Below are 18656 nucleotides of genomic sequence, written 5' to 3'. Positions count from 1 at the left end.
TAAACCCTTTGAGGGTCTTTAGCAAGTAAAATTATCCACCCGGTATTTAATGTAAACATCAAGTCGCTATGGTCACCTTTTATATCTAAAGGTCCGGAAATTGACCTTGTGACTAAATTCAAAACCATTGGAAATCTTGTACCAGACTGAACAGGCAGCTGCTCTAATGCATACATAAGACCATTGGCACTTGTTGCATTAAAAACTCTTCCACCGCCTAAACTTGCTCCGTAGCAAATTCCTGCTGCCCCATGCTCGCCATCTGCTGCAATAAGCAAGATATCATGCTTACCATCTGCTCTCATCTGGTCAAGTTCTTCTGCAATTTGGGTTGATGGTGTTATAGGGTAATATCCCATGATATGATAATTTATTTGCGATGCAGCTAAAGCCGCCATTTCATTTCCGCTTTCAAAAATTGTTTCTTGAGGTTTTATCATGAATTTTCACCATCCTCATACCATTTCTCATATATATCAAAATCATGTTTGGCAGAGATTTTCTCAATGTCATGTTCTCTTTCAATTCCCTCAACAAGTGCTCCTGTTGGACAGACATCTACACATCTCAAACATCCTTTACAATACTGATAGTCTGGTCCTAAGTTGAACATTTTAGTTTTACCGTTTTCTGGAAATCTATCCCACACAAAGACATAATCAGGACATGTTGTTTCACAAAGACCACAATGGATACACTTTTCTTTTATAAAGATAGGAATTTTGCCTACTCTACTTGTAATGTTGTTTTTCGTAATAGTATTTGCATATTCAATAATCGTCCCACCAATTGGAGCGTTTTTATAGCCTATTGGACGTCTCTCTTCTTGATATTCCACATAAGGATATTTTCCGTCATATTCAAAGTATTTAGATTTTACTTCATTATAACCTGCTTCAAGTCCAGCAAGATTTGATGGTATTGTTTGAGGATATTTTTTCTCAAAAGCCTCTTTAACCAACTCCTTTACGTTGTCTAAACTTATAAATCCAAGCATTTTTACTATTGCGCCCAGCATTACCATATTAATTCTTGTCTTTTGTTCAAGAGCTATTTTGATGGCATCAATAACTGCAACAGTGCCGCTTGCAAGTTTTAAAAAGTCACGAGCTGCATACACATCTTTACTTGTATTCAGAATGACTATACCGTCTTTTTGAAGCCCTTGAGTGACAGGATTTGTATTTACCATATTTTCATGAAATATAGCTACCAAATGAGGTTTTACAACAGGCGAATTGATTCTTATCTGCTTTTCCTTTGGCGCAAATCTAATATATGATTTTACAGGTGTGCCCTTTTTCTCAGAGCCGTAACTTGCAAAATTCAAAGCATTAAGTTCACTTCCAACAACTCCTGCCTCGGCTAAGATTTTACCCGCAACATTAGCCCCAAGTCCGCCGATACTTTCAAGTCGAATTTCGTAGTATCCAAGTTCATTTGTGGTTGGTAGCATTGTTCATCTCCTCAATTAAATATTTGTGTATTAATTTTTACCCTGTTTAAAATACGAACTAACATGTTTTAAAATTTCATCTCTATTATTTTTCTCAGGATTGTGAAGAATATATTCATATACTATCTGTAATACGTTTCCTAATTCTTTGCCTTTTAACCCGAGCTTTGACAAATCATCACCCTTTATCTTAACATCTTTTTTGCTAACAAGCTTATTTTGGGCCTTTAAAGTACTAAACAGTTCCATCATTGTTTTATCTTTCTTTAAAATTGAAAGCGTAGAAATTATTCCTTCTGGCATCTTCTCTTCTTCAAAATATACTTTTTTTACGAGGTACTCTGTTGCATATTCAGAATTAAGATAGTTACATAGCTTTGTTGCAAGAGTGATATTTTTTTTATCAAATCTGAGATCTCTCATTATATCTTCCACCTTTTTTGGATCTCGGAAACAAGCAAAAAATGCTGGAATTTTGAGCTCAGAAGGAATCAAATCAAACTCTGTTGAATGCAGAAAGCTGTATATTTTTATATATTCTGGAATTACAGTCTCTCCAACACCACTTTCATAAAGCAGTTTTATACCATATAAAGAGTTTTTGCTGCTGAGAATCTTAGAAAGTTCAGCATTTATTCTCTCCTTAGAGATCTTTTTCAAAAGGTCTTTTAAGAGCACAACACCCTCAAATGTCTTCTTATCTATGCTAAAATTAAGCTGAGTTGCAAACCTTATACACCTCAGAATTCGAAGAGCATCTTCAAAAAATCTCTCGTGAGGATTTCCAACACAGCGAACAATTTTATTTTTCAAATCATCAAGTCCGTTGAAATAATCAATAAGGCCCTCATCTGGGTGATATGCCAAGGCGTTTATCGTAAAATCCCTTCTCTTTAGATCCTCATAAAGACTGTTTGTAAACTCTACTGTAGGCCATCTGTGATTTTGATATTCTTTTTCTATTCTAAAAGTTGTAACCTCAATCTTCACATTGTTTATTATGACTGTCACTGTTCCATGTTTTATCCCAGTTGGAATTGTCTTTTCAAAAAGTCTCATCACATCTTCTGGCTTTGCATCTGTTGCAATATCAAAATCCTGTGGAGTGGTACCAAGCAAATAGTCTCTTAGGCATCCTCCCACTAAGTATGCTTTGAAATTGTGCTGATTTAGCCTTTTTATCACTTGCATTGGTTCATCCTTTAGCTTTATCATAAAATCACCCTTTTTTTCATTATTGTCATTGTCAATAAAATATCATACAATTTGATTATATGCAAAAACTATAACCTGTTTCCAAATTTAATTGAAAGCCAAAAACTCTATCAAAAAGGAGATGACATAAAATGTTTGACTATCATATTCATTCAAACTTCTCATCCGACTCAAATATGAGCATGGAAGTTGCTATCAATAAAGCTTTAGAGCTTGGCCTCGATGAGATAGCTTTTACTGACCACATGGACCTTTTATATCCACCAGTTTCATATCCTATTTGGGATATAGATTATGAAGAATACATGAGAGAGTTTAATTCTGTTAAGGAAAAATACAAAGGAAAAATTAAGATTAAATTAGGTGCTGAAGTTGGTTTGCAGCCACATTCTATAGAAAAAAGTTTGGAGATCTTAAATAGCTATCAGTTTGATTTCATTATTGCATCAACCCATGTTGTAGACTTTCAAGATTTGGCAGATGGCGTTTATTATATAGGCAAAACCAAAGAACAAGCTTTTTTGAGATACTTTGAAGAAACATTAAATCTTATAAAGATGTTCGATAAGTTTTGTGTCTATGGTCATCTTGACATTGTAAAACGCTATGGAAATTATGAAAATAAAGAACTGGACAGAAAAGAATATTGGGATCTTATTGATGAGATTTTAAAGTTACTCATACAAAAGGGGAAGGGAATTGAAGTAAACACTTCAGGTTATAGATATGGCCTTCAGACGCCTCATCCTGAACCCAAGATCTTGAAAAGGTATTATGAGCTGGGTGGAGAAATTGTCACAATTGGGTCTGATGCTCACTCACCAAATTTTATCGCTTACATGTTTAAACCAACCATTGAGTTGCTAAAAGAGATTGGTTTTAAATACTTAGCAAAATTTGAAAACTTAGAACCAGTATTTATAAAAATATAGGCCCTCACACGAGGGCCTTTTCTATTATACCACCACCAACCACAATATCATTATTATAAAACACCACAGACTGGCCAGGTGTTATTGCACGCTGTTTTTCATAAAACTTGACAAGTACTTTATCATTTTCCATGGGTACGATTTTGGCTTTCGCCTCTTTAGCTGTATATCTTATCTTTGCTGTAACTTCTATTTCAGATTCTAATTTGTCAAATGGGATAAAATTCAAATCAGTTGCAATAAGTGCATCTGCAAATATCTTATCTTCATCCCCTAAAACAACCTTGTTTTCTTCTGGCTTTATAGCAACTACATACATTCTCTTGCCAGTTGAAATACCAAGTCCCTTTCTTTGTCCAATAGTGTAATTGTAATAAGCTTTGCTTTTTCCAAGGATTTTACCCTCTGTGTCTACGTACACACCATCTTCTCTAATCCCTGTTTCTTTTTCAATAAACTTGCCATAGTTATTGTCAGGAATAAAGCAAATCTCCTGTGAGTCTGGCTTTTTTGCAACAGGGAGCTTAAATTTTTCTGCAAGTTTGCGAACATCATCCTTTGAAAATCTTCCTAAAGGAAAAAGAGTTTTAGATAACATCTCTTGCGTCATGTTATATAACACATATGTCTGGTCTTTTTCTTTTGCTTTAGACCTTTTCAAAAGGTATCTGTTCAAACTACTGTCATATTCTATAACTGCATAATGACCAGTCGCAATATAGTCCATACCAATAGCAATCGCTTTTTTTAAAAAAAGTTCAAATTTAATTTTTCTATTACACATTATACAAGGGTTTGGAGTCCTACCTTTTATATATTCATCAATGAAATAATCAATTACCATTTTCTTGAAATCATCCTTCATATTGAACACATAGTATGGAATATCAAGTATATTAGCGACTTTGCGAGCATCATCCACCGCATAGATTGAACAACAACTCTTCCCTGTAATTAGTTCCTCTCCACACTCGTTTTGCCAAATCTGCATAGTAGCACCGTATACCTCATATCCTTCTTCCTTTAAGATTGCGGCAGCAACAGAAGAGTCAACACCTCCACTCATTGCAACAAGGACTTTTTTCTTCAAAAAATCTCACCCTTTTATACCAATTTAGTTTTGTGTTTGCTGCTTCTGCTTGCTCAAATAATCCTCTATTGCAGCCTTGATTGCCTCTTCAGCCAAAACAGAACAGTGAAGTTTATTTGGCGGAAGACCATCTAACGCCTCTGCTACAGCCTTGTTTGTAATTTGCAATGCTTCTTCAATAGTCTTTCCTTTTACCATTTCCGTTGCCATTGAACTTGTTGCAACAGCAGCACCACACCCAAATGTTTTAAACTTTGCATCAACTATTATACCATTTTCTATCTTAAGATACATCTTCATTATATCCCCGCATTTTGGATTGCCCACTTGAGCAACACCGTTTGCATCCTCAATCTCTCCAACATTTCGAGGATTCATAAAATGTTCCAAAACCTTTTCACTATACATCTTTATCTGCCCCCTTTTTTCACCTTTTCATAAAGTGGGCTCATCTCTCTGAGCCTTGATACAATCTCTGGCAAGACCTCTAAAAGATAATCTATATCTTCTTCCGTGTTGTCTTCACCTAAGGTTATTCTCAATGAACCATGCGCTACCTCATGCTCAAGCCCTATTGCCAACAGCACATGTGATGGGTCTAAAGACCCTGATGTGCAAGCAGAACCGCTTGATGCTGCAATCCCTTTCATGTCAAGCATCAAAAGCAAACTCTCTCCTTCAATAAACTCAAATGAGAAATTAGCATTGCTTGGAAGCCTATTATATCTATCACCATTTAAACGAACATAATCAATCTTGCTCAGAACCCCGTCAATGAGCTTATCCCTCAGCTTTTGAAGCCTGCTTGCATACTCTGTAAGATTTGCGGTTGCAAGCTCAATCGCCTTGCCAAGCCCAACAATTCCTGCTACATTTTCTGTTCCTGCACGTCTGTTTCTTTCCTGTGCTCCTCCATGCGAAAATGGATGAATTTTTGTCCCTTTTTTGATATAAAGTGCTCCAACCCCTTTTGGTCCATAGAATTTGTGGGCAGAAAGTGATAGCAGATCAACACCCAAATCTTTTACATCAACAGGAATTTGACCAACTGCCTGAACAGCATCTGTATGAACAATTATTCGTCTTTCTTTTGCTATTTTTGCTATTTCTTTAACTGGCTGTATTGTACCAATTTCATTGTTTGCGAGCATTACAGAAATCAATATAGTATCTTCTCTTATTGCTTCTTTGACTTTTTGAGGATCCACAATACCATTTGGCTCAACAGGAACATATGTCACTTCAAACCCTAAACCCTCAAGATATTTTAGTGGGTGCAAAACTGCATGGTGCTCAATGGTTGTTGTTATAATATGCTTACCTTTATCTTTATTTGCAAAGGCTACACCTTTTAATGCCCAGTTATCTGACTCTGTTCCGCCAGAGGTGAAAAATATCTCTTGCACCTCTGCATTTAAAGCCTTAGCAACCCTTTCTCTTGCAAGCTCAATTGCCTTCTTTGCTTCTCTGCCAAGTTTGTAGATGGTTGATGGATTGCCATACTGCTCTGTTAAGTACGGCATCATCTCATCTAAAACTTCTTTTTTTAGTGGGGTTGTAGCTGCATGGTCAAAATAGATAATTCTTTCTTGCATTTATATCATCTCCTATTATTTTTATCTTTATAGTAGGGTTTCTATATCTATTATACCCTCTTTTTTAAATATAAAACATATAAGACTCATCTGGTGTCATCTTTTTATAATCATCAACCAAGTCTTGCAACGTTATTGAATCTACAACACTTTCGATTGCTTCTTTTACCTTCTCCCAAACTTTTTTTGTAACGCAAAAATCCGCTCTTGGACAATCCAGTTTTTCTATATCATCTATACACTCAGCAGGCGAAAGTGACCCCTCAAGCGCCCGTAAGATCTCTCCTATAGTTATTTTCGACGGTTCTCGAGACAGCATATACCCACCTTGAGCACCTCTTATACTCTTCACAAGTCCAGCCTTTTTTAAAGTTGCAATTAGCTGCTCTAAATAATGTTCAGAGATTTCTTGACGCTCGGCAATGCTCTTGAGTGAAACAAGTCCTTCATCATAATGCAGTGCTAAATCAAACATTGCTCTTACTCCATATCTTCCTTTTGTCGACAACCTAAACATTTTTATCTCTCCAATTCCGACTTGTATACTCGGTTTTATTATATGATAACATGTTGAAGTTGTCTTTGTCAATACATTTGCTAAATAAAAAAATCCATCTTTTTTAGATGGACTTTTTTAAGTTTTTGTTATCGCTTTTTATATCCTTCTATTACTCTCTTAATACTTTTGCAAAAGAGAGTAGTGTTATAACTGCTACCTTGAGAACTTGTCTATGGCTTGATAATCGTATGAACAAAATCAAAAGGAGTTATTGCTTTTGATATAAGCTTTTTAAACTTATCATCTCTTGTTATTAACCACTCTGCTTTGATTTTTTTGGCACATTGAAGTTGTAAAGCATCCTCTAAATCCTTTATAGCTGGATTTCTCAACGCATCTTCTACATCCTTTTTAGTTATACCAACAAGTTTTACTATGCTAAGTAATGCTTCAATACCTTGACGTGCTTTTTCATTCCCTAAATTCTTGGAGATAAAATAATAAATATCTGTAACAGCAAAAGAAGAAATATACCCTTCCACAACGTTTTGCTCACAGTATTTTAACACTGTATACGAATCGGTGTCAAATGGTGCTCTTTTTAATAAAACATCCAAAATAACATTAGTGTCAATTAACACCTTCATACTTTTTTAGCCTCTCATTCCTTATTTGTTTTACATCTATCTCTTTATTACCATAATTCTCCAGCAAACCATATAAAAAATCCACAGCAGAGGTATCACTCTTTCTAATCGGTGTAAGCTTTGCTACTTCTCTACCATTTTTTGTAATAATAATCTCTTCTTTCTCAGCAAGTTTCAGATATTTCCCTACTCTCATTTTAAATTCTGTTGCATTCACAATCATAGCTATCACCTCATTTTAAAGCTTAGCTATTTTTATTGTAACACAAAATAGTCATTGTTGTAAATCGTATTTTGACCAGTTGAATGGTTTTTTACCTGTTGTATAAAATGATATATGCCAAAACTAAAAAGGTGGGCATTCAAAATACCCACCCCAATTCTTGACAAAGAGCCTGATTGCACTTTTCAAAAATAATAAAATCGTCTGCCCTACTTTTCAAAGCTATTGGACAGACGAAGTATATTCTTTTGTGAATATAAATGGTAGCCCTAAGGGGATTCGAACCCCTGTCTCCGCCGTGAGAGGGCGGTGTCCTAGGCCTCTAGACGATAGGGCCATTTTGGCTGCGGGACTAGGACTCGAACCTAGACAAGGTGATCCAGAGTCACCTGTGCTACCATTACACCATCCCGCAACAATCAAAACGCGTATATTATAATAGCAGATATCTTGCACTTTGTAAATAGCAAAAATATATTCGTTGTTATTACATGCATTCGAATAATTACGCTATTGCAGATTATTATTAAATGAAAAGGTCAAAGAGGCAAAGTCCTCTTTGACCTCACACCAGCTCTATATAAACCATCATTGCGCCGTCACCTTTTCTTGGGCCAACCTTGATTATCCTTGTATAACCGCCATTTCTTCCTTGATATCTTGGCGCAATCTTCTGGAACAAATCATAAGCCACATCTTCTTCGTAAAGATACCCTAACACTCTTCTATATGATGCAAGGTCGCCCTTTTTAGCTATGGTGATGAGTTTTTCAGCTACTCTTCTCAAATCTTTTGCCTTTGCTTCTGTTGTCATTATTCTACCATGCTTGAACAACGATGTTGCCAAGTTTCTCATAAGAGCCTGTCTGTGGTCTGTATCGCGTTTGAGTTTTCTCAATTTGTTCATTTCTCTTCTTCCTCCTCCTTCGGCGTGCTATCGCTCTTTTTGAGGCTCAGTCCTAAGCTGTGAAGCTTTTGAATGACCTCTTCTAATGATTTTTTACCAAGGTTTCTTACCTTCATCATCTCTTCTTCTGTCTTGTTGACTAAATCTTCAACAGTGTTAATACCAGCTCTTTTGAGGCAGTTATACGACCTGACTGAAAGCTCAAGCTCTTCTATAGTCATATCAAGAAGTTTATTCCTTTTTGGTGGTTCTTGCTTTACAACTGTCTCGATCTTTGTCGGAATATTTGAAAGATCAGTAAACAGGTTAAAATGCTCAATCAAAATCTTTGCAGCAACTGTTAGTGCCTCATCAGGCCTGATAGTACCATTTGTCCAAATCTCCATTGTAAGCTTGTCATAATCTGTAACCTGACCAACTCTTGTATTCTCAACCTTATAATTTACCTTAGTAACAGGGGTGTAGATTGAATCAACAGGAATTACACCTATTGGCTGGTTTGATTGTTTGTTTCTCTCTGCAGGAACGTAGCCTTTGCCCTGATTCACTGTTATTTCCATAAAAAGTCGTGCGTCTTCATTCAGCGTTGCAATATGATGCTCAGGATTGCAAATCTCTATATCAGCATCTGCTTTTATATCCTTTGCCTTTACCTCACACTCACCCTGTGCCTCTATATACATTACCTTTGGACCGGGTGATGACATTTTGATTGCTAACCCCTTTAGGTTAAGAATAATCTCTGGAACATCTTCTAATACTCCTGGAATAGTAGAAAACTCATGGAGAACACCATCTATTTTTACCGCTGTCACAGCTGCACCAGGCAAAGACGATAAAAGCGTTCTTCTAAGTGCATTACCAATTGTGATTCCATAACCCCTTTCCAAGGGTTCAATGACATATCGACCATACTTTTGGTCCTGGCTTAACTCTTCACATCTAATTGTGGGTTTTTGAATTTCAATCAACTCAATATACCCTCCTTAAAAATAATACACCACAAACTGCTTTAGTGAGGGCATTTATTACTTGGAGTAGAGCTCTACAATCAAGTGCTCTTTGATTGGCATATCAATATCTTCTCTTGTTGGTAAAGCAATTACTTTACCTACAAGGTTTTCAACGTCCTTTTCAAGCCATTTTGGTGATGGTCTCTTTGCATATTTCTCTTTTATCTCAATAAATCTTGGTTTTGACTTGCTTTTTTCTTTTACTTCAATTACATCTCCAACATCAACAAGATAAGACGGAATATTTACAGTCTTACCATTTACTTTAAAGTGTGCATGCGATACAAGTACTCGTGCCTCACCACGTGATGATGCAAAACCCAATCTATACACCACATTGTCAAGTCTTCTTTCAAGTAAAGACAAAAGATTTTCACCTGCAATACCCTTCATCTTCTCAGCCATCTCAAAATATCTTCTAAACTGAGTTTCCAAAACACCATAGATTCTCTTTACCTTTTGTTTTTCTCTAAGCTGCATACCATACTCAGAAAGCTTCTTTCTCTCTTGACCATGCTGACCAGGGGGGTATGGTCTTTTTGCAAACGCACACTTTTCTGTATAGCATCTATCACCTTTTAAAAATAATTTCATTCCCTCTCTTCTGCATAGTCTGCAATCAGGTCCAATATACTTTGACAAGACAAAGCACCTCCTATAAAATTTTATACTCTTCTTCTTTTAGGTGGCCTGCAGCCATTGTGAGGAATTGGAGTAACATCTTTTATAAGCGTTACCTCAAGCCCTGCTGCCTGGAGTGCTCTAATCGCAGCTTCTCTCCCTGCACCTGGCCCTTTTACATAAACTTCAACTGTCCTCATCCCATGGTCCATTGCCATCTTTGCTGCTTTCTCAGCTGCAAGCTGAGCGGCAAACGGAGTTCCTTTTTTTGTTCCTGAAAAACCGCATGTTCCTGCACTTGCCCATGCAATTGCATTTCCTGATGGGTCAGTAATTGTAACAATTGTATTGTTAAATGTTGAATGTATATGAGCAATACCTTTTTCTACATTTTTTCTCTCAGAACGTCTAACTGTTCTTCTTGCTGGTCTTGCCATTCTTATTTACTCCTCCCTCTTATGATTTCTTTCTCATAACACCAACAGTTTTTCTTGGTCCTTTTCTGGTCCTTGCATTTGTCCTTGTTCGCTGACCACGAACAGGCAGTCCCCTTAAATGTCTTAAACCTCTGTAACATCTAATATCAATTAATCTTTTAATGTTTCTTGCAATCTCGGCACGAAGTTCACCCTCAACCTTGAAATTTTTATCAATATAATCTCTTATCTTAGCGACCTCATCATCAGTTAAATCCTTTACTCTCTTGTTTGGATCAACACCTGTATCTCTCAAAATCTGCTTTGACCTAGATAAACCTATACCAAATATATATGTCAGTGCAATTTCAATTCTTTTTTCTCTTGGTAAGTCTACACCTGCAATTCTTGCCATTCTAAAAATTCACCTCCAAAAAATTAACCTTGTCTTTGCTTATGCTTTGGATTTTCGCAAATTATTCTTATCTTACCCTTTCTTCTGATAACCTTGCATTTTTCGCAAATAGGTTTTACAGACGGTCTTACCTTCATTTTCTCTCCTCCTTCTTCAAAAAGAGTTTATTTTGACCTCCACACAATTCTGCCACGTGTCAGGTCATAAGGTGATAGCTGTACAACAACTCTATCACCCGGTAATATTCTAATAAAATTCATTCTCAGCTTACCAGAGACATGAGCAAGAACTTTATGCCCATTGTCAAGCTGGACTTGAAACATAGCATTCGGCAATGCTTCAATAACAGTCCCTTCTAATTCAATTACATCCTCCTTGGACAAGGCTTATCAACCCCCTACTCTTTTCTATTCTCAAATTCCTCTATCACCTTTGCAACCTCCGCATCAGTCAACTTTTTCTTGAGTATCTTTTCTTTTATCTCTTCGGAGACAAACTTGGTAGGTGCAATGTGTTTAATCTTTTTCTTCTTGGGCTTTTTAATCTTTCTCAATTTCCCATCTACAAGATACACATAACCATCATCGGTTATGTCAAATATAATAAAGAACCTATTTTTATCTCTCCCCATTTTGGACAGAACTATCTGCCCTATTTGAAGATCCATTTGAAAAACACCTCATAATGTAATTATCTCTGGTAAGCCCTCAGTAATTATGATAGTGTTCTCATAATGGGCAGAGAGCTTACCATCAAGAGTCTTTACAGTCCACCCGTCTTCTGCTGTGTAAACCTTGGACGTTCCTTCATTTACCATTGGCTCGACTGCTAAGGTCATGTTCTTGATAAGCCTTATCCCAACTCCAGCTTTACCAAAATTAGGGACCTGAGGTGACTCATGAAATTTTCTTCCAATCCCATGCCCCACCAAATCCCTTACTACACTGAAGCCACGGCTTTCTACATACCTTTGAATACTATTTGATATGTCTCCAACTCTTTTGCCAGCAACCGCGTTTTTGATACCTTCAAAAAAACTTTCTTCAGTAGTTTTTATAAGTAGCTTTGCTGTTTCGGAAATCTCCCCCACAGCAAAGGTCCTTGCTGCATCAGCATGAAGGCCATCTACACAAACTCCTACATCTATACTGATAATATCTCCACTTTCCAACCTTCTCATACTTGGGATTCCATGAACTACCTCATCATTGACTGAAGTACATATAGAGGCAGGATACCCATACAGCCCCTTAAATGATGGTATCCCGCCATTTTTAATTATATACTCTTCAGCAAATTCATCAAGCTCTTTTGTAGTAACGCCAGGCCTTATCAAATTCTCCAGCTCTTTTAATACCTTTGCTACAATCTTACCTGCGCATCTCATACTATCAAGTTCAGCCTCAGACTTAATAGTAATCATTTTCTGTCCCTTGCTCCTTATTCAACTCCAAGAGCTTTTAACACTTCTTTTGTTGTATCAGCAATTTCTTCTTGACCTACTGCTGTAACAAGCAAACCCTTATTTTTATAGTATTCTATCAGAGGTTGAGTCTGTGCATGATAGACCTCTAAACGCTTTTTTACTGTTTCTTCTTTATCGTCTTCTCTCTGGTAAAGTTGCCCACCACATATATCACAAATACCTTCTTTTTTGGGTGGCCTATAGATGACATGGAAGCTTGCACCACAGCTTTTACAGATTCTTCTTCCTGACATTCTCTCTAATATTTTTTCATCAGGTACTTCAATATTTAAAACCTTGTCAATCTTTTGCCCAAGATCAGCTAAAACCTTTTCTAAAGCTTCAGCCTGGGCAATTGTCCTTGGAAATCCATCAAGCAAAAACCCATTTTTGCAATCATCTTGCATAAGCCTATTCTTGACAATTTCAATTACTATCTCATCCGGCACAAGAAGTCCTTTGTCCATATATTCCTTTGCCTTTTTGCCAAGTTCTGTCTGGTTTTTTACATTTTCTCTTAAAATATCCCCTGTTGAAATGTGGGGAATCCCAAATCTACTGCTAAGGTACTCTGCTTGTGTACCCTTGCCTGCACCTGGTGCACCTAAGATTATAAGTCTCATCTTTTTTATTACCTCCACCAGTTAAAATGAACTCATTTTAACTCAAGAATCCCTTGTAGTGTCTCATGAGCATTTGAGCTTCCATTTGTCTTATTGTCTCAAGCGCAACACCCACAACAATCAACAAGCTCGTTCCACCAAAGTATATATTTAGCTGGTGTCTGAACATAAGCCCAACTAAGGTTGGCAAAATAGCTATAAATGCTAAAAACAGTGCGCCAGCAAAAGTCACTTTAGAAAGCACACGTGTAATAAAATCCACTGTTGGCTTTCCTGGTCTGATACCAGGTATAAATCCTCCATTATTTTTCAAGTTATTAGCAATCTCCACTGGATTGAAAACTATTGCAGTATAGAAATAAGTAAAGCCTATTATGAATAAAGCATAGAAAAATGTATACCAAAATGACCCCGATGAGAAATACGCTTTTACAAATTTGTAAAAGCCAGAATTTGGGAAAAACTGAGCTATTGTTGTCGGTAACATAACAAGTGATATTGCAAAGATTATTGGTATAACCCCTGCAATATTTACTTTAATAGGAATATGAGTGCTCTGCCCACCGTATACTCTTCTTCCAACTATTCTCTTTGCATACTGTACTGGAATTCTTCTTTCTCCCTCTTGGATTACAATTATAAAAACTATTATTGCCAATGCCATAACTAAGAATAAAAGCACACCAATAATACTTGTCAGCGAAAATTCATTTAACTTTGCAACATAGTTCCAAAGCGATACTGCTCCATTTGGAATTCTCGAAATAATTCCAGCAAAAATCAAAAGCGATATACCATTACCAATACCATTTTCTGTTATCTGTTCACCAATCCACATCAAGAATACTGTACCAGCTGTTAAAGCAAGTGTTATTGTTATAAATCCTAAAAATCCCTGGCCTTGTGTTGTGATAACAGGAACTCCACCTGTCAAGCCTTGTGCATTCTTGAGTCCAAAATAAATACCAACCGCCTGTAAAAATGCCAAGATTGCTGTACCATATCTGGTCCATTCAGCAAGCTTTTTTCTGCCCTCTTCGCCTTGTTTTGCAAGCTCTTCTAAAGCCGGTATAGCAATTGTCAAAAGCTGCATGATAATAGAAGAGTTGATATATGGTGTTACACTCATCGCAAATATACTCATATTTTTAAATGTTCCGCCAGCAACAACATCAAAAAAACCAAGCATCGTAAGGTCGTTAATAACCTTTGCTAAAGCATCCCTATCTATATAGGGGACTGGGATGAACGCCCCCAGTCTGAAAATGAGTAGCATAAAGAGTGTAAAGAGGATTTTTCTTCTCAGGTCAGGTAGTCTCCACGCATTTTTAATTGTTTCAAACACTTTAAATCACCTCTACCTTTCCTCCAGCTGCTTCTATCTTCTTTCTTGCACCTTCTGATACCTTCTGCACCCTTACAATTAGCCTCTTTGTGAGATCCCCTTTACCGAGTACCTTCACTCCGTCCTTCTCTATCTTGCTAATAACTCCTTCTTTGAGTAAAAGCTCAGGTGTAATTACCGTGTCATTTTCAAATCTTTCAAGTTTTTCTACATTAACTTCAGTATACACCTTTTTATTTATATTTTTAAAGCCCCTTTTGGGAATTCTTCTGGTAAGCGGCATCTGTCCACCCTCAAAACCTGGTCTGACACCGCCGCCTGAACGAGCCCATTGACCTTTATGACCTCTTGTTGATGTCTTACCATGACCAGAGCTTTCGCCTCTTCCAACTCTTTTTGGCTTTTTCTTAGCACCTGGCGCAGGTTTTAGTTCAAAAAGTTTCATAAAGCTTGCCCTCCTTTTTATTTGAGTATCTCTTCTAAGGTCTTTCCTCTAAGTCTTGCAACCTCTTCAGGTTTTTTGAGCTGCTTTAAAGCTTCAATTGTTGCATGTACAACATTAGCCGGGTTGTTAGATCCAAGGCTTTTTGTTCTAATATCTTTAATTCCTGCAAGCTCACAAACAGCTCTCACAGCACCGCCAGCAATAACTCCAGTACCCTCTGGAGCAGGTTTAATCAATACCTTTGATGCTCCAAAATCGCCAATTGCTTCATGTGGTATTGTTGTACCTACAATTGGTACTTCAATAAGATGCTTTTTAGCATCTTCAATAGCCTTTCTTATAGCATCAGGTATTTCAGCTGCCTTGCCGTGTCCTGCACCAACATGACCGTTCTCATCACCAACAACCACTATAGCTGAAAATTTAAGCCTCTTACCTCCCTTTACAACCTTTGCAACCCTATTTATATTAACAACTCTTTCTTTCAAATTTAATTCCTTTGGATCAATTCTCTTTTGAACCAAGCTCTATCCCTCCTTCAAAATTAAAACTCAAGACCAGCTTCTCTTGCGGCATCAGCTAATGCCTTTACTCTTCCATGATATGGGTAACCGCCTCTGTCAAATACAACCTTTGTTATTCCCTTTTCTTTTGCCCTCTCTGCAATAACTCTTCCAATATACTGTGCTGCCTCGATAGATTTTGTAGATGTCAATCTTGACTTAATCTCTGGTTCAAGTGATGATGCTGCAACTAAGGTGTGACCTTTCTCATCGTCAATTATCTGGGCATATATATATTTCAAGCTCTTGTAGACACAAAGACGAGGTCTTTCAGCTGTGCCAAAAACCTTTTTTCTAATTCTTTTGTGACGTATTAGCCTTTTTTCATTACGATTCACCTTTTTATACAAGCCCAATCACTCCCCTCTATTTCTTACCGCCTTTGCCGGCTTTTCCTTCTTTGAGTCTTAATACTTCATCTGCGTACTTAATACCCTTACCCAAATATGGGTCAGGTTCACGTACCTTTCTTATATTTGCAGCAAAGTTGCCAACTTGCTGCTTGTCAATTCCTTTTACCACTATTCTGTTCTGGTCAGGAACCTCGATAGTTATTCCCGCTGGCTCTTCAATCTCAACAGGATGAGAATAACCAACGTTCAAAATAAGTTTTTTCCCCTGTTTTTGTGCTCTGTAACCTATTCCAACAATTTCTAATACCTTTTCGTACCCTTTTGTAACACCCGCAACCATGTTAGCAATAAGTGTTCTTGTAAGACCATGGAGTGCTTTGTGGTGTCTTTCATCAGAAGGTCTCTGCACTAAAATCTGATTATTTTCTATCTTAACTATCATCTCAGGATGAATCTCTTTTGTCAAGCTTCCTTTTGGGCCTTTTACTGTAATGACATTGCCATCTATTTTAACTTCAACACCGCTTGGTATATCAATGGGTTTTTTGCCTATTCTTGACATCATTTCACCTCCAACAAAAATAAAGTCTTATTACCAGATGTAGCAGAGAACCTCTCCGCCAACTCCTTCTTTTCTTGCCTTTTTATCCGTCATTATGCCTTTAGATGTAGAAATAATAGCTATTCCAAGTCCTCCTAACACTTTTGGAAGCTCATCTTTACCTGCATATACTCTTCTTCCGGGTTTTGAAATTCTCTTTAGACCTGTGATTGCTCTTTCCTTGTTAGGACCATATTTCAATTTTATTCTTATAATTCCATTTTTTCCATCGTCAATAATCTCATATTCTTTTATAAAACCTTCTTCTAACAAAATCTGAGCAATAGCCTTTTTCATCTTTGATGCTGGAATATCAACAACTTCATGGCGAGCATTATTCGCGTTTCTAATACGTGTGAGCATATCTGCAATTGGGTCTATTACATACATTTTATTACCTCCTTCCGAATTAAAAATTACCAGCTCGCTTTCTTAACACCCGGTATCTCTCCATTATGAGCAAGCTTTCTAAAACAAAGTCTGCAAACGCCGAACTTTCTCAAATACGCTCTTGGTCTCCCACAAATTTTGCATCTATTGTAATACCTTGTTGAAAATTTCTGAGGCCTTTGTTGTTTTATAATCAGCGCCTTTCTTGCCATTAATTACCCTCCTTATCTTTTAAAAGTTAGCTTGCAAATGGCATACCTAAAAGTCTTAAAAGCTCTTTTGCTTCTTCATCAGTCTTTGCCGAGGTGACAATTGTTACCTCAAGCCCTCTAATCTTATCAACCTTATCATAATCAATTTCAGGGAAAACAAGCTGTTCTTTAAAACCTATTGAATAGTTTCCTCTTCCGTCAAATGATTTGTCAGACACGCCTCTAAAGTCTCTCACCCTTGGCAATGCAAGGTTTATCATTTTATCTAAAAATTCATACATTCTATCTCCTCTTAATGTCACCATACAACCTATTGGCATCCCTTTTCTCAATTTGAAGTTTGCAATAGACTTCTTTGCTCGAGTGACAATCGGTTTTTGACCAGTAATTGCCATCAGATCGTTCACAGCTGCTTCTAATGCTTTTGGATTGTCCTTGCCCTCGCCAAGTCCAATATTTACTACAATCTTGCCAAGCCTTGGCACTTGCATAACATTCTTGTATCCAAACTTCTGCATCATCGCAGGAACAACTTCTTTGTAGTACTTTTCTTTAAGCCTTGGTGCCATAAATGTTACCTCCCCTCACTTTGGCTATTAATCTATAATCTCACCACATTTTTTACATGTTCTAACTTTCTTTTCTTCTTCTCCCTCTTGGATGAACCTGTGACCTATGCGTGTTGGTTTGTTGCACTTTGGACATACAAGCATTACCTTACATGCCCAAATTGGTGCTTCTTGAGTAATAATACCACCTTGCGGCATCTTAGGATTTGGCTTTACATGCTTCTTAACAATATTAACACCCTCAACAACGACTTTTTTGTCTTTTGGTAAAACAGTAAGAACTTTACCCTGTTTTCCTTTGTACTTGCCTGAAATTACTACAACTGTATCCCCTTTTTTTACATGAACCTTGTTTGGCATGGCTTTCCCTCCTTAAAAGCTTATAGAACTTCTGGTGCAAGAGAAACAATCTTCATGAAATCTTTGTCTCTGAGCTCTCTTGCAACAGGTCCAAATATACGTGTACCTCTTGGTGTTTTGTCCTCTCTTATCAAAACTGCTGCATTGTCGTCAAACCTGATGTAAGTCCCATCTTCTCTTCTGATACCTTTTCTTGTTCTGACAATTACAGCTTTTACAACATCACCTTTTTTAACAACGCCACCTGGTGTTGCATCTTTAACAGAACAAACTATGATATCACCTATGTTAGCAAATTTTCTATTTGAACCACCAAGCACTCTTATACACATAACCTCTTTTGCGCCAGTGTTATCTGCAACCTTTAACCTTGATTGTGGTTGAATCATTACTCAATTTCCCTCCTTTTAAAACCTAAGGTTTGGTTTTAATTATTTTGCTCTTTCTAAAATCTGCACAACTCTCCATCTCTTTTCTTTAGAAAGTGGTCTTGTCTCCATTATCAAAACCTTGTCACCAACTCTGCATTCGTTGTTCTCATCATGAGCTTTAAATTTAGTTGTTCTTTTTATAGTCTTTTTATAAAGAGGATGCTGTACCAAAGTTTCTACTGCAACTACAACGGTTTTGTCCATTTTATCGCTAACAACAACACCAATTCTTGTCTTTCTCATACCTCTTTTTTGCTCCACTTAAATTCC

31 protein-coding genes and 2 tRNA genes (1 of these 33 cut by a window edge) are annotated in these 18656 nt (G+C 37.0%); 1 reads left to right on the top strand and 32 read right to left on the bottom strand.

From position 1 onward, the window contains the following. The 3 genes in view from ELD05_RS04860 to ELD05_RS04850 are tightly spaced (at most 30 nt apart) and all read right to left on the bottom strand, a layout consistent with a single transcriptional unit that may run on beyond the window. Nucleotides 1-440: the start of a thiamine pyrophosphate-dependent enzyme gene (locus tag ELD05_RS04860; protein WP_127351565.1), read on the bottom strand. It extends 1768 nt beyond the left edge of the window; 440 of the gene's 2208 nt are visible here — the first part of the coding sequence; its start codon is at nucleotides 438-440; its stop codon lies off the left edge, out of view. Further along, nucleotides 437-1456, bottom strand: a complete 1020-nt coding sequence (locus ELD05_RS04855; protein ID WP_127351564.1) for a 2-oxoacid:acceptor oxidoreductase family protein — start codon at nucleotides 1454-1456, stop codon at nucleotides 437-439. Before ELD05_RS04855 ends, ELD05_RS04860 begins: the two co-directional genes overlap by 4 nt. A gap of 30 nt (nucleotides 1457-1486) precedes the next feature. After that, nucleotides 1487-2671, bottom strand: a complete 1185-nt coding sequence (locus ELD05_RS04850; RefSeq protein ID WP_127351563.1) for a CCA tRNA nucleotidyltransferase — start codon at nucleotides 2669-2671, stop codon at nucleotides 1487-1489. Nucleotides 2672-2802: 131 nt separating this feature from the next. On the opposite strand from ELD05_RS04850, the gene ELD05_RS04845 reads away from it, so the two are divergent. Further along, nucleotides 2803-3603, top strand: a complete 801-nt coding sequence (locus ELD05_RS04845; protein ID WP_127351562.1) for a histidinol-phosphatase HisJ family protein — start codon at nucleotides 2803-2805, stop codon at nucleotides 3601-3603. A 4-nt stretch (nucleotides 3604-3607) separates the two neighbouring features. On the opposite strand, the gene mnmA is transcribed toward ELD05_RS04845, so the two are convergent. The 29 genes from mnmA to rpsQ form a co-directional block, all read right to left on the bottom strand. Next, entirely contained in the window at nucleotides 3608-4693 is a 1086-nt protein-coding gene (gene mnmA, locus ELD05_RS04840) for a tRNA 2-thiouridine(34) synthase MnmA (RefSeq protein WP_127351561.1), read from the bottom strand. Nucleotides 4694-4717: 24 nt separating this feature from the next. After that, the gene (gene nifU, locus ELD05_RS04835; RefSeq protein ID WP_127351560.1) at nucleotides 4718-5101 is read right to left on the bottom strand and encodes a Fe-S cluster assembly scaffold protein NifU; all 384 of its coding nucleotides are present in this window, start codon (nucleotides 5099-5101) and stop codon (nucleotides 4718-4720) included. A gap of 2 nt (nucleotides 5102-5103) precedes the next feature. Beyond that, on the bottom strand, nucleotides 5104-6288 hold the full coding sequence (nifS, locus tag ELD05_RS04830) for a cysteine desulfurase NifS (RefSeq protein WP_127351559.1): 1185 nt from the start codon (nucleotides 6286-6288) through the stop codon (nucleotides 5104-5106). Nucleotides 6289-6352: 64 nt separating this feature from the next. Then, complete coding sequence (locus ELD05_RS04825) at nucleotides 6353-6805, bottom strand: RrF2 family transcriptional regulator (protein ID WP_127351558.1); 453 nt, start codon at nucleotides 6803-6805, stop codon at nucleotides 6353-6355. Between the two features lie 212 nt (nucleotides 6806-7017). Continuing rightward, the gene (locus ELD05_RS04820; RefSeq protein ID WP_127351557.1) at nucleotides 7018-7434 is read right to left on the bottom strand and encodes a type II toxin-antitoxin system VapC family toxin; all 417 of its coding nucleotides are present in this window, start codon (nucleotides 7432-7434) and stop codon (nucleotides 7018-7020) included. Beyond that, nucleotides 7418-7657, bottom strand: a complete 240-nt coding sequence (locus ELD05_RS04815) for a type II toxin-antitoxin system Phd/YefM family antitoxin (protein ID WP_127351556.1) — start codon at nucleotides 7655-7657, stop codon at nucleotides 7418-7420. The genes ELD05_RS04820 and ELD05_RS04815 overlap by 17 nt, the downstream gene beginning before the upstream one ends. Before the next feature lie 261 nt (nucleotides 7658-7918). Beyond that, a tRNA-Glu gene (locus tag ELD05_RS04810) sits at nucleotides 7919-7994 on the bottom strand. A 4-nt stretch (nucleotides 7995-7998) separates the two neighbouring features. Further along, a tRNA-Gln gene (locus ELD05_RS04805) sits at nucleotides 7999-8072 on the bottom strand. A gap of 150 nt (nucleotides 8073-8222) precedes the next feature. Continuing rightward, nucleotides 8223-8564 (bottom strand): 50S ribosomal protein L17, encoded by a 342-nt coding sequence (gene rplQ, locus ELD05_RS04800; protein WP_011917762.1) that lies wholly within the window; start codon nucleotides 8562-8564, stop codon nucleotides 8223-8225. After that, nucleotides 8561-9535 (bottom strand): DNA-directed RNA polymerase subunit alpha, encoded by a 975-nt coding sequence (locus ELD05_RS04795; RefSeq protein WP_039764316.1) that lies wholly within the window; start codon nucleotides 9533-9535, stop codon nucleotides 8561-8563. The genes rplQ and ELD05_RS04795 overlap by 4 nt, the downstream gene beginning before the upstream one ends. Before the next feature lie 57 nt (nucleotides 9536-9592). Further along, nucleotides 9593-10219, bottom strand: a complete 627-nt coding sequence (gene rpsD / locus ELD05_RS04790; protein WP_127351555.1) for a 30S ribosomal protein S4 — start codon at nucleotides 10217-10219, stop codon at nucleotides 9593-9595. 23 nt (nucleotides 10220-10242) lie between these two features. Next, nucleotides 10243-10635 (bottom strand): 30S ribosomal protein S11, encoded by a 393-nt coding sequence (rpsK, locus tag ELD05_RS04785; RefSeq protein ID WP_011917765.1) that lies wholly within the window; start codon nucleotides 10633-10635, stop codon nucleotides 10243-10245. A 19-nt stretch (nucleotides 10636-10654) separates the two neighbouring features. Further along, nucleotides 10655-11029, bottom strand: coding sequence for a 30S ribosomal protein S13 (gene rpsM / locus ELD05_RS04780; RefSeq protein WP_011917766.1), 375 nt, complete (start codon nucleotides 11027-11029; stop codon nucleotides 10655-10657). A gap of 23 nt (nucleotides 11030-11052) precedes the next feature. Continuing rightward, the gene (rpmJ, locus tag ELD05_RS04775; protein WP_011917767.1) at nucleotides 11053-11166 is read right to left on the bottom strand and encodes a 50S ribosomal protein L36; all 114 of its coding nucleotides are present in this window, start codon (nucleotides 11164-11166) and stop codon (nucleotides 11053-11055) included. Between the two features lie 27 nt (nucleotides 11167-11193). Beyond that, nucleotides 11194-11412: a translation initiation factor IF-1 gene (gene infA / locus ELD05_RS04770; protein ID WP_011917768.1), complete on the bottom strand. Its 219-nt coding sequence runs from the start codon at nucleotides 11410-11412 to the stop codon at nucleotides 11194-11196. Between the two features lie 14 nt (nucleotides 11413-11426). After that, on the bottom strand, nucleotides 11427-11696 hold the full coding sequence (locus tag ELD05_RS04765; RefSeq protein WP_013429983.1) for a KOW domain-containing RNA-binding protein: 270 nt from the start codon (nucleotides 11694-11696) through the stop codon (nucleotides 11427-11429). Nucleotides 11697-11708: 12 nt separating this feature from the next. Then, a complete protein-coding gene (map, locus tag ELD05_RS04760) occupies nucleotides 11709-12452 on the bottom strand; it encodes a type I methionyl aminopeptidase (protein ID WP_039764314.1) in 744 nt (247 codons plus the stop codon). Between the two features lie 17 nt (nucleotides 12453-12469). Next, on the bottom strand, nucleotides 12470-13117 hold the full coding sequence (locus tag ELD05_RS04755) for an adenylate kinase (protein ID WP_039764313.1): 648 nt from the start codon (nucleotides 13115-13117) through the stop codon (nucleotides 12470-12472). 37 nt (nucleotides 13118-13154) lie between these two features. After that, nucleotides 13155-14462, bottom strand: coding sequence for a preprotein translocase subunit SecY (gene secY / locus ELD05_RS04750; RefSeq protein ID WP_011917772.1), 1308 nt, complete (start codon nucleotides 14460-14462; stop codon nucleotides 13155-13157). A 1-nt stretch (nucleotide 14463) separates the two neighbouring features. Next, complete coding sequence (gene rplO / locus ELD05_RS04745) at nucleotides 14464-14907, bottom strand: 50S ribosomal protein L15 (RefSeq protein ID WP_039764311.1); 444 nt, start codon at nucleotides 14905-14907, stop codon at nucleotides 14464-14466. Nucleotides 14908-14924: 17 nt separating this feature from the next. After that, nucleotides 14925-15431 (bottom strand): 30S ribosomal protein S5, encoded by a 507-nt coding sequence (rpsE, locus tag ELD05_RS04740; RefSeq protein ID WP_039764310.1) that lies wholly within the window; start codon nucleotides 15429-15431, stop codon nucleotides 14925-14927. A gap of 20 nt (nucleotides 15432-15451) precedes the next feature. Next, nucleotides 15452-15820 carry a 50S ribosomal protein L18 gene (gene rplR / locus ELD05_RS04735; protein ID WP_039764309.1) on the bottom strand — a complete coding sequence of 123 codons (369 nt, stop codon included), beginning with the start codon at nucleotides 15818-15820 and terminating at the stop codon, nucleotides 15452-15454. A gap of 16 nt (nucleotides 15821-15836) precedes the next feature. Then, entirely contained in the window at nucleotides 15837-16385 is a 549-nt protein-coding gene (rplF, locus tag ELD05_RS04730; protein ID WP_011917776.1) for a 50S ribosomal protein L6, read from the bottom strand. Between the two features lie 30 nt (nucleotides 16386-16415). Further along, nucleotides 16416-16814 (bottom strand): 30S ribosomal protein S8, encoded by a 399-nt coding sequence (rpsH, locus tag ELD05_RS04725; RefSeq protein WP_011917777.1) that lies wholly within the window; start codon nucleotides 16812-16814, stop codon nucleotides 16416-16418. A gap of 26 nt (nucleotides 16815-16840) precedes the next feature. Next, nucleotides 16841-17026, bottom strand: coding sequence for a type Z 30S ribosomal protein S14 (locus tag ELD05_RS04720; protein WP_011917778.1), 186 nt, complete (start codon nucleotides 17024-17026; stop codon nucleotides 16841-16843). Between the two features lie 26 nt (nucleotides 17027-17052). Further along, a complete protein-coding gene (gene rplE / locus ELD05_RS04715) occupies nucleotides 17053-17595 on the bottom strand; it encodes a 50S ribosomal protein L5 (RefSeq protein WP_011917779.1) in 543 nt (180 codons plus the stop codon). 27 nt (nucleotides 17596-17622) lie between these two features. Next, entirely contained in the window at nucleotides 17623-17955 is a 333-nt protein-coding gene (rplX, locus tag ELD05_RS04710) for a 50S ribosomal protein L24 (protein ID WP_127351554.1), read from the bottom strand. Nucleotides 17956-17975: 20 nt separating this feature from the next. Beyond that, the gene (gene rplN, locus ELD05_RS04705) at nucleotides 17976-18344 is read right to left on the bottom strand and encodes a 50S ribosomal protein L14 (protein ID WP_011917781.1); all 369 of its coding nucleotides are present in this window, start codon (nucleotides 18342-18344) and stop codon (nucleotides 17976-17978) included. Nucleotides 18345-18386: 42 nt separating this feature from the next. After that, the gene (gene rpsQ, locus ELD05_RS04700) at nucleotides 18387-18647 is read right to left on the bottom strand and encodes a 30S ribosomal protein S17 (protein WP_011917782.1); all 261 of its coding nucleotides are present in this window, start codon (nucleotides 18645-18647) and stop codon (nucleotides 18387-18389) included. Nucleotides 18648-18656: the final 9 nt, after the last annotated feature.

Origin of the sequence: Caldicellulosiruptor changbaiensis, assembly GCF_003999255.1 — a bacterium.
Classification (GTDB): domain Bacteria; phylum Bacillota; class Thermoanaerobacteria; order Caldicellulosiruptorales; family Caldicellulosiruptoraceae; genus Caldicellulosiruptor; species Caldicellulosiruptor changbaiensis.
Note: the sequence above shows the minus strand (reverse complement) of the source record. Positions and strands in the feature narration are given on the sequence as shown.

Coding starts and splice junctions, on each gene's coding strand:
- rplQ (WP_011917762.1), bottom strand. CDS start 8,564: ATGAACAAATTGAGAAAACTCAAACGCGATACAGACCACAGACAGGCT.
- rplN (WP_011917781.1), bottom strand. CDS start 18,344: ATGATTCAACCACAATCAAGGTTAAAGGTTGCAGATAACACTGGCGCA.
- ELD05_RS04815 (WP_127351556.1), bottom strand. CDS start 7,657: ATGATTGTGAATGCAACAGAATTTAAAATGAGAGTAGGGAAATATCTG.
- map (WP_039764314.1), bottom strand. CDS start 12,452: ATGATTACTATTAAGTCTGAGGCTGAACTTGATAGTATGAGATGCGCA.
- ELD05_RS04825 (WP_127351558.1), bottom strand. CDS start 6,805: ATGTTTAGGTTGTCGACAAAAGGAAGATATGGAGTAAGAGCAATGTTT.
- rplF (WP_011917776.1), bottom strand. CDS start 16,385: ATGTCAAGAATAGGCAAAAAACCCATTGATATACCAAGCGGTGTTGAA.
- ELD05_RS04855 (WP_127351564.1), bottom strand. CDS start 1,456: ATGCTACCAACCACAAATGAACTTGGATACTACGAAATTCGACTTGAA.
- ELD05_RS04765 (WP_013429983.1), bottom strand. CDS start 11,696: ATGGATCTTCAAATAGGGCAGATAGTTCTGTCCAAAATGGGGAGAGAT.
- rpsK (WP_011917765.1), bottom strand. CDS start 10,635: ATGGCAAGACCAGCAAGAAGAACAGTTAGACGTTCTGAGAGAAAAAAT.
- rpsH (WP_011917777.1), bottom strand. CDS start 16,814: ATGTATGTAATAGACCCAATTGCAGATATGCTCACACGTATTAGAAAC.
- ELD05_RS04820 (WP_127351557.1), bottom strand. CDS start 7,434: ATGAAGGTGTTAATTGACACTAATGTTATTTTGGATGTTTTATTAAAA.
- rpmJ (WP_011917767.1), bottom strand. CDS start 11,166: ATGAAGGTAAGACCGTCTGTAAAACCTATTTGCGAAAAATGCAAGGTT.
- ELD05_RS04845 (WP_127351562.1), top strand. CDS start 2,803: ATGTTTGACTATCATATTCATTCAAACTTCTCATCCGACTCAAATATG.
- ELD05_RS04720 (WP_011917778.1), bottom strand. CDS start 17,026: ATGGCAAGAAAGGCGCTGATTATAAAACAACAAAGGCCTCAGAAATTT.
- ELD05_RS04850 (WP_127351563.1), bottom strand. CDS start 2,671: ATGATAAAGCTAAAGGATGAACCAATGCAAGTGATAAAAAGGCTAAAT.
- rplE (WP_011917779.1), bottom strand. CDS start 17,595: ATGGCACCAAGGCTTAAAGAAAAGTACTACAAAGAAGTTGTTCCTGCG.
- ELD05_RS04755 (WP_039764313.1), bottom strand. CDS start 13,117: ATGAGACTTATAATCTTAGGTGCACCAGGTGCAGGCAAGGGTACACAA.
- rplX (WP_127351554.1), bottom strand. CDS start 17,955: ATGCCAAACAAGGTTCATGTAAAAAAAGGGGATACAGTTGTAGTAATT.
- nifS (WP_127351559.1), bottom strand. CDS start 6,288: ATGCAAGAAAGAATTATCTATTTTGACCATGCAGCTACAACCCCACTA.
- nifU (WP_127351560.1), bottom strand. CDS start 5,101: ATGTATAGTGAAAAGGTTTTGGAACATTTTATGAATCCTCGAAATGTT.
- rplO (WP_039764311.1), bottom strand. CDS start 14,907: ATGAAACTTTTTGAACTAAAACCTGCGCCAGGTGCTAAGAAAAAGCCA.
- rpsM (WP_011917766.1), bottom strand. CDS start 11,029: ATGGCAAGAATTGCAGGTGTAGACTTACCAAGAGAAAAAAGAATTGAA.